The organism is Streptomyces iconiensis (genome assembly GCF_028657195.3).
Lineage (GTDB): Bacteria > Actinomycetota > Actinomycetes > Streptomycetales > Streptomycetaceae > Streptomyces > Streptomyces iconiensis.
Map to the genome: position 1 here is coordinate 1 of NZ_JANCPR020000107.1, position 3257 is coordinate 3257.

A 3257-nucleotide genomic window follows, 5' to 3' on the forward strand; every position below is an offset into this window, starting at 1 on the left:
TGTTGAGAGGCATTCAAGATGCCAATGTCGCGGGCGGGTTTTGGGCGTTGAACATGCCGACAAGATCGGTTGCATGCCGGTGAGGTCGGGGTGTTCGTTGGCGGCGACACCTTGCCGATGAGGGCATGCAGAAGGCCCTCCCGCTGTGATCTCTTGGCCGAGTCCGGGAGGGCCGTGCAGCGCGTGGAGGCGCCGGTGCTCACGGTAGAGGCGGACGCGGTCAGGGTCGAGGCCCGGTTGTCGGCGGGGGAGATCGAGTGTCCGGATTGCGGTGGTGTGCTCGCGCCGTGGGGCTGGGCGCGAGGGCGGGTGCTGCGGGCTGAGGCGGGACCGGTGCGGGTTCGGCCGCGGCGGTCCCGGTGTGTGGGCTGCGGGGGCTCGCATGTGCTTCTCCCGGTGTTCGCGCTGGTCAGGCGAGTGGACCTCGCGGATGTGGTGGGGGCTGCGCTGGTGGCGAAGGTGTCCGGGGCTGGCGCGAGGACCATCGCCGAGGCGCTGGGGCGGCCGGTGGAGACGGTGCGGGGATGGCTGCGCCGGTTCGGACGGCGGGCTGAGCACGTTCGGGTGTACTTCACCGCGTTACTGGTCGAGGTCGGCATCGATCCGGTCCCGCCCGCGCTGGCGGCCTCGTCGTTCGCCCAGGCGGTCTCAGCGATGGTTGGGGCCTGGAAGTCGGCCGTCTCGCGGTGGCCGCAGATCGGTGAGGTGTCGCCCTGGCAGGCCGCCTGCGCGGTCAGCCAGGGGCGGCTGCTGTCGCCGAGCTGGCCTTGATCGACGATCAACACCAACTGACTCTGATCTTCACCGGGTTGGCCCTGGCAGCCTCGGCGGACCTGTGGCCGTGACGAGATGTCAGGAAGGTGCAGATGACGCAGAAGAACGACGACGAGGCCCGGACCGAGCGGGCCAGAAGGATCGGCCTGTTCCGTTACATGCTGATCCGTGAAGCGGCCGACCCGAGCCTCAGCGGGCGCCAGCGGGGCGCTTTGGTGCGCAAACTCGCAGCTCAGGAGCATATTGATGCCGATGGCCGACGGGTGCGGATCTCCCGGTGGACGCTGGATCGCTGGATCCTGGAGTGGCGCCAGGGCGGTTTCGACGCGCTGGTTCCCTCCCCGCGTCAGTCCCAGCCCCGCACGCCGCCGGAGGTGGTGGAGCTGGCGGTCGCGCTGAAGAAGGAGAACCCGGACCGCACGGCCGCGCAGGTCAGGAGGATCCTGCGAGCTCAACTGGGCTGGGCGCCGGATGAACGCACGCTGCAACGGATGTTCCACAAGACCGGGCTGGTCGCACTCAAGCGCGAGCGGCCCAAGGACACCTTCGGCCGGTTCGAGGCCGACCGCCCCAACGAGCTGTGGGTCGGGGACGCGCTGCACGGGCCGCGGATCGACGGCCGCAAGACCTACCTGTTCGCCTTCCTCGACGACCACAGCCGGGCCGTGGTCGGGCACCGGTGGGGCTTCATGGAAGATGCCGTCCGCCTGGCCGCGGCCCTGCGGCCCGCGCTGGCGGCCCGGGGCGTCCCGCAGTACATCTACGTCGACAACGGCGCCGCCTTCGTGGACTCCTGGCTGATGAGGGCCTGCGCGAAGCTGGGCATCAAGCTGGTGCACTCCGCCCCGGGACGGCCCGAGGGCCGAGGGAAGATCGAACGCTTTTTCCGCACCGTGAACGGCGAGTTCACCGTCGAGATCGCCTCCGAGAAGGGCGAGGTCGGACGAGAGATCACCGACCTGGCGGAGATGAACCGCCTGTTCACCGCATGGGTGGAGAACATCTACCACCGCCGGGAGCACTCCGAGACCAAGCAGACTCCCCTTGACCGGTGGATGGCCGGGGCTCCCTTCCCCGTCCCGCGAGGTGAGGACCTGGCCGATGCCTTCCGCTGGTCCGAGCACCGCCGCGTCGCGCGGACCGCGACGATCTCGCTGCACGGCAACCGCTACCAGGTCGAGCCCGAGCTGGTCGGCCACAAGGTCGAGCTGGTCTTCGACCCCTTCGACCTGACCGTCCTGCGGGTCCGGCTGGAGGGCAAGGACGCCGGAGTGGCCCAGCCCTTCCAGGTCGAACGGCACAGCCACCCCAAGGCCCGGCCCGAGGTCCCCGATCAGGATCAAGGCGCCCGGGCGGCGACGACCGGCATCGACTACCTCGGCCTGGTCGACAACGCGCACTCCAACCGCCTCGGAACAAAGATCAACTACGCCGCACTGGCGGAGCCTTCCTCCGAGACCACTGCCGGACCGCCCGGCCAGGGCTGATCCCACGCCGACTGCCGATGTCCGTGAACTCCCCCAAGGACAACCATGATTGAGAAACTTCAGGCCCACTACGGGTTCGAGCGCATGCCCTTCGGCCGGAACCTGGCGCCCGGCATGCTCCACCGGCACGAGTCCCACAACCAGGCCGTCGCCCGCATCTCCTGGTGCATCGCCGAACGCTCTATCGGCGTGGTCACCGGCGAGGTCGGCGCAGGCAAGACCGTCTCGGTCCGCACCTGCCTGGACACCCTCGACCCCTCGAAATACACCGTCATCTACATCCCCAACCCCATGATCGGGGTCCGCGGCATCCACGAGCAGATCGTGGCCGCCTTCGGCCAGGCCCCCGCCCACCTCGGCTCGCGGCTGACCGTCCAGGCCGGCAAAGCCCTCCTGTCCGAGCGCGAAGAACGCGGACGAACCCCCGTCCTCGTCATCGACGAAGCCCACCTGATGGCCTACGAACAGCTCGAATCCATCCGCATGCTCACCAACCAGGGCATGGACCAGGACTCCCCGCTCTCCTGCCTGCTGGTCGGCCAGCCCACCTTGCGGCGGACGATGAAACTCGCCGTCCTCGCCGCGCTGGAACAGCGCACCGCCCTGCGCTACACCATGCCCGGCATGACCTCGACCGAGACGACCAGCTACGTCGCCCACCACCTCAAGATCGCCGGACGCCCGGATCAGCTTTTCACCGAGGACGCCCTCGCGCTGATCCACACCACGTCGCGCGGCTACCCCCGGGCGGTCAACAACCTCTCCCTCCAAGCCCTCGTCGCGGCCTTCGCCTCGGGCAAGAACCTCGTCGACGACGCCGCCGCACGCGCCTCCGTCAGCGAGGTGATCGGCGACTGAACCACCGGCACCTCGCCGACGAAAACGACACCTTGCCCACGACCGCCCCGCCGGAACACCCACCGGCGGGGCGTCGCCGTCACACCACATCGGCACCCTGAACGCCGCCCTCATCGGCATTTTGAGCGTCGGGCAACA

3 protein-coding genes are annotated in these 3257 nt (G+C 69.1%); all 3 read left to right on the top strand.

Annotated features, from left to right (window positions below):
• The first annotated feature begins 396 nt into the window (after positions 1-396).
• Positions 397-771 (top strand): hypothetical protein, encoded by a 375-nt coding sequence (locus NMN56_RS42820; protein ID WP_274048347.1) that lies wholly within the window; start codon positions 397-399, stop codon positions 769-771.
• Between the two features lie 95 nt (positions 772-866).
• Positions 867-2261, top strand: coding sequence for a DDE-type integrase/transposase/recombinase (locus tag NMN56_RS42825; RefSeq protein WP_274048348.1), 1395 nt, complete (start codon positions 867-869; stop codon positions 2259-2261).
• 45 nt (positions 2262-2306) lie between these two features.
• Positions 2307-3119 carry an ExeA family protein gene (locus NMN56_RS42830; protein WP_274048349.1) on the top strand — a complete coding sequence of 271 codons (813 nt, stop codon included), beginning with the start codon at positions 2307-2309 and terminating at the stop codon, positions 3117-3119.
• Positions 3120-3257: the final 138 nt, after the last annotated feature.